5 protein-coding genes are annotated in these 4490 nt (G+C 57.6%); 4 read left to right on the forward strand and 1 reads right to left on the reverse strand.

Going from position 1 to position 4490, the window contains the following annotated elements; all coding sequences use genetic code 11:
* The first annotated feature begins 871 nt into the window (after positions 1 to 871).
* Entirely contained in the window at positions 872 to 1261 is a 390-nt protein-coding gene (locus QJT78_RS48910; protein ID WP_157790253.1) for a nuclear transport factor 2 family protein, read from the forward strand.
* 946 nt (positions 1262 to 2207) lie between these two features.
* Here QJT78_RS48910 and QJT78_RS48915 read toward each other — a convergent pair.
* Positions 2208 to 2342 (reverse strand): hypothetical protein, encoded by a 135-nt coding sequence (locus QJT78_RS48915; protein ID WP_256376473.1) that lies wholly within the window; start codon positions 2340 to 2342, stop codon positions 2208 to 2210.
* A 305-nt stretch (positions 2343 to 2647) separates the two neighbouring features.
* Between QJT78_RS48915 and QJT78_RS48920 the strand changes: the two genes are divergently transcribed.
* The 3 genes from QJT78_RS48920 (at position 2648) to QJT78_RS48930 (ending at position 4425) form a co-directional block, all read left to right on the forward strand.
* Entirely contained in the window at positions 2648 to 2905 is a 258-nt protein-coding gene (locus QJT78_RS48920) for a hypothetical protein (protein ID WP_028154361.1), read from the forward strand.
* A 1091-nt stretch (positions 2906 to 3996) separates the two neighbouring features.
* Positions 3997 to 4170 carry a hypothetical protein gene (locus QJT78_RS48925; protein ID WP_240537792.1) on the forward strand — a complete coding sequence of 58 codons (174 nt, stop codon included), beginning with the start codon at positions 3997 to 3999 and terminating at the stop codon, positions 4168 to 4170.
* Positions 4171 to 4203: 33 nt separating this feature from the next.
* A complete protein-coding gene (locus QJT78_RS48930) occupies positions 4204 to 4425 on the forward strand; it encodes a hypothetical protein (RefSeq protein ID WP_281460773.1) in 222 nt (73 codons plus the stop codon).
* The last annotated feature ends 65 nt before the right edge of the window (positions 4426 to 4490 follow it).

A 4490-nucleotide genomic window follows, 5' to 3' on the forward strand; every position in this document is an offset into this window, starting at 1 on the left:
CGCTCATCCAGGCAGAAAACTTATCTGACTGTGACTGCGGCATAGCAAGATATTGGCTACATATGATCTTGCCCATATCAATGGTTACCTGCGCATTCGCAACGATTGGAATTAAAGAGACAGCAAACGTCAGACTGATCAATCTACATCTCATCGAGGTTGTCCTTGATGCTGATCTACAGGGATCTGGAGAGGGCTGCCACTACAAGGACGCAAGAAAACGAAGTCTCGCGCCGCTCATGTTGATCTAAATCAACAGAAGTCCGCTTGGGGTCATTCGCGTCGTTTTGACCCTGCGCTGACTACTTCCGGTTTCCATCCAACACCGGACATATCGTTGCACTAGGTCGCGGTCACTTGCCCTGCTGCTTGATCGCCCACAGCCGATAGGCTTCGGCCTCGTAGGCGTCCCGCTCTGTCGGCGGCGGGATCAGCTTCGCGCCTTCGCTGCGGAAGTGATCGAGGCCGCGCCCGAGCGCCTTGCGAAGATCTCGGCGCGCGCGCCAAGCTTACAGCCCATCGTGTGCCTCATCGCCGCTCCGCCGTCGCCGCTCTTTGCGCCTGCCAGTTCGGATTGAACGGAGTTGCGCGAGGTCGTCCGGGTCCTGTGAGGCGTGTAGAAAACGCGGGGACCGCGCGACGCCGGGAGGTCTGGATATTTGCTGCGAGAAAAACCGTTGTTGCCGTTGCAGGCGAAGGCGAACGTTCGCCTTGGCCTGACAGCGACGAACTTTCGCTCCGTATGAAAATGACGCTGGGCCCAAGAGGAGACATTTCGAGGCGACCGATTGGTTGCTATATTCGGGCTTTGTACTTCACCGTGACTACGATTAGTCCCGTAGGAGTGCTAACCCTTTTAGGGGAGACAACAATGGGCGATTTGAATTCGGTGATTATCCGCAAGGCCTACGAAGACTTTGCGATAGGAAGCATCCCCTCGGTTTTCGCGGTTTTCGACGCCGGCATCACATGGCACGTTCCCGGTCATAGTCCCCTATCAGGCGACTATACCGGTCACGATCAGGTCGGAGGCTTCTTTCAACGCACGATGGAGCTTTCGGGAGGCGCGTTCAGCATGGATGTGCACAATGTGCTGGCTGAAGACGATCTCGTTGTCGCCTTGGTTACCGTGAACGCAGAACGAAACGGGCTGTCCGCGTCGTTTCCGGAGATCCACGTCTGGCAGATGAAGAACGGAAAGGCGACCGACTTCCGCGAGTATCAAGGCGATGAGCAGCGGGAGGACCAATTCTGGTCTTGAGACGCCGTCATTTCCTCAAGCGATAGACGGCACAATGAGGGCGACGCTAAGATCGACGATCCTTCAAAAGCGGCGCGGCGCAACAGGAATGGCTGATGTCCGAGACCGTCACCGTTGATTGCCCTCATCGCCAAAGGGCTACGACCGTCAGCGCGTCGGGCCAATGACGCTGCACCTCGATTGCAGCCGGGCCTACATCGGCAAGGCGGCAAGGTGACGGCTTCCCGCTAGATCAGAGCCGCGTGGCTTACTTGCGATACCTGCGGCGGGAGCGGCGGCAATCGTCGCGCAGTGAAGCCGATGCTGCGCACGTCGCGGCAATGAAAGCGTGTTTTCGAGAACGCTGCAATCTCCTCATGCTGTTGCCGAAAGGCAACTGATTTATTGTTTCTTCGTTGAACTGTTCCATTTTGCGTTTACGCCGCAACAAACAGTTCTAGATTTGCGGTCTCCGGGCTGGGGCGTGTTTTACAACAGCGAATTTTCGAACCCGGAGGCTTTTCGAAATGATTTTGGAATTTCTCGCAATTCTTTCTCTCGTTCAGTTCGCCAACATGATTTCGCGACTGATCGGTCGGCGGCATGACGTACTCTCCTACGTTTCAAGATCAGGTCCTCACCGGTAAGCGTGGCTAAAGCGTCACAAAAGCGAAAGCGGGATGGCCGCTCCGCCCGTGGCACAGTCTGGCTCTGATCGTCTGCTACTTGAAGAGTTTGAGCTGCCTTGTGTCGGGGGGCCTCCTTGAGGGGCGCGGTGGTGGCGTGAGTGTTCTGGTCGTCTCTCGAATGAGCTACTCGCTCGTTCTGGTAGAACCCAAGGGGACATATCCCCAGCTTCCGGACTGAGGCTCAAGCCACCAATGCTGACCTGCATTTGAATACCGACGCAATTCGAGATCGGTCAGTTGCAGAAGCCGCCATGGTAAGATCGCTCGTCACTTCCCGCTCACTGGGACCAATCCATATAGAGCGTGATGCCGATCATGATCAGCGAGCCGATCGCGACCGCCACCGGGCAGATAAACGGCAACTCCTCCAGAACGCCGACAACGACCGCCCGAACGCGGAGACTTCTCTTCATGTGCGCAAAGCGCGAGCCTGCCGCACCCATCGGACATCCCCGTTTGGCCCCCAGCAGCAGCGGTCTCACTCTTCAGCATCAAGTGATCTTCGGCTATCGCCCATTCGGATGTATCCGTGAATGAAGGTGAAGGAACTCTTGCTAGTCCGTTGGTGACGTGTGTTGCCGAGGCGGGCTCAGGAGGGAATGAGCGAGCAGATTGCGCTCGTTGACCAGCCACGCAGGTTTGATTGAACATCGCGCACACGTGGCCGTTGATGGCATCCCTGATGGTACGCCGTTCGAACGACTGGGAATATCGCACCATGTGGAACTGGATGATGCTAGGGCTAGAAAGCAATCGCGTGATCGGACTTCGGATCGCGAAGCTGATGCGCGGCGGCAAAGCGGCTCAACGAGAAGCCCAGCGCATGGTGAGTGAAAAGGTCTTGGCGGCGGCGAAGGCCGGTACAAGCCTGATGGCTGGCGCATCTGGAAACAAGATTGTTGAGCAGTATCGAAGAAAGGTGGCGGCAAACGCCAAACGGCTCAGCAGCAAACGGATACGGCGCAGACGAAAATGACGCGGGCCTCTCGGACACTTGCTCTGCTGCTTGATCGCCCACAGCCGGTAGGCTTCGTCCTCGTAAGGATCGTCGCGGTCGGTGGCGGGATCAACCTCGCGCCTTCCTTGCGGAAGTGTTCGAGACCGCGGCCCAGCTTCTCCCGGCGAGTGTGTGTTGATCGTTGGCCCGGTCGGGATCGTCGGCGCGTAGTCCTCAAGCAAGGATCGAAGCCGATGGCGGCAGCGAAGTGGTAGCCCGCGCGGGACTTCGGCGCGCACGCCATCATGCGGATCGCGATGCCCCACCATGAGGCGGGCTTCGCCGATCGATAGCGCTCCCTCGACTTGCGCCAATGCCGTCGCGACGAAGGGGGCGACGTGCGGCGCGGGCAATGGTGTCGAGGTCTTCATGACAAATGACCTCCAGCCGAGTGCAGACCATGCTGTGGAATGCCTTGCTGGGGTGGATCAGTTCGCAGGCGAACTCCATCGCTTCGCGCTCCATGCCGCGCCGAGTAAGCGATCAATTCGTGCAGCCCGGCGCGGCCCGCAGAGCGCAGGAGGCTCTGCGGGAGATATTCTGCGGCCGCCAGAGTACGTTGTGCGCCGGTCAACACGGCGTAGTGGGAGTGGTCACGCGTCCTTGGTCCCGCGTTCTACGCGGACCGCGTTGGTTGCGTTATTCCGTTGACTTAAGTGCGGCCGAACACACGGGCGACAATTCGGCCACCCGTGCCTTGAGGCAACGTAGGATGCGATGGCCACCGGGCCGAAGTCCTCTGCACAAGTGCTCCACGTCGCTTTTGCATTCCCGTGCAACCTAACGGGGTCGGTCAACCTGTTTTTGCCGAAAGCATTCTGACCAGACAATGCGATTGCAACGCCGAACAAGGGGATGAGCCAGTTCATCTCTAACTTCTCTTCTACAAAGCTGTTGACGTGCCTGAGCCCGAGAGCGGAACCGTTGACCTAGATCAAGCGATTGATGGTGGCGAGGTTCTTCTGAAGGGATAAGGCTTGCGGGCGAACGCCCCGGCTGGGCTCGTTCTTTTGCGGGGATTTTGATCTATTTCGTCAAATGCGTGAGGGATGCAGATGTCAGACAATCCCATGGACGTGATCGAAGCCGCCATTCGCTCTGCATTCACCAGTTACCCAAGGGAAGATGACCCGGATTGGCGAAGTCCGCATTGGATCAAGCCCGAAGAATGCACGCACTTGGCGCAGGGCATTCTGCTGGAATTGGAGGCAAAGGGGTTTGAGATCGTGAAGAGGTCGACTTGATAGATGCACCGGCCGACTATGCAGGGGAACACGATGAAATATCAACTCTGGTATATGAAGCCATCGTTTCTTCGCGACGTCGTTGGAACCTCGCCCGATCCCAATAACCTCTCGGCTACTCATGTTCACTTGAAGGATATCGAAGCTGATAGTCAGGAAGATGCTTTGTCTCGCATGCGAGCGGAGAACTGGTCGCCGAATGGTGAGGCTCTAGCCCGTCCTATTCGTGAGAGTGCGGCTTTTGGGCCCGATTGATGCGGCCGCACATCTTGTCTGACGAGGCGCACAGGATTGCCTTCGGCTTTTCGCCGCCTGACGAC

The sequence above is a fragment of the Bradyrhizobium sp. Mp27 genome, assembly GCF_029953005.1.
GTDB classification, from domain to species: domain Bacteria; phylum Pseudomonadota; class Alphaproteobacteria; order Rhizobiales; family Xanthobacteraceae; genus Bradyrhizobium; species Bradyrhizobium barranii.

Coding starts and splice junctions, on each gene's coding strand:
- QJT78_RS48910 (WP_157790253.1), top strand. CDS start 872: ATGGGCGATTTGAATTCGGTGATTATCCGCAAGGCCTACGAAGACTTT.
- QJT78_RS48925 (WP_240537792.1), top strand. CDS start 3,997: ATGGACGTGATCGAAGCCGCCATTCGCTCTGCATTCACCAGTTACCCA.
- QJT78_RS48915 (WP_256376473.1), bottom strand. CDS start 2,342: ATGAAGAGAAGTCTCCGCGTTCGGGCGGTCGTTGTCGGCGTTCTGGAG.
- QJT78_RS48930 (WP_281460773.1), top strand. CDS start 4,204: ATGAAATATCAACTCTGGTATATGAAGCCATCGTTTCTTCGCGACGTC.
- QJT78_RS48920 (WP_028154361.1), top strand. CDS start 2,648: ATGTGGAACTGGATGATGCTAGGGCTAGAAAGCAATCGCGTGATCGGA.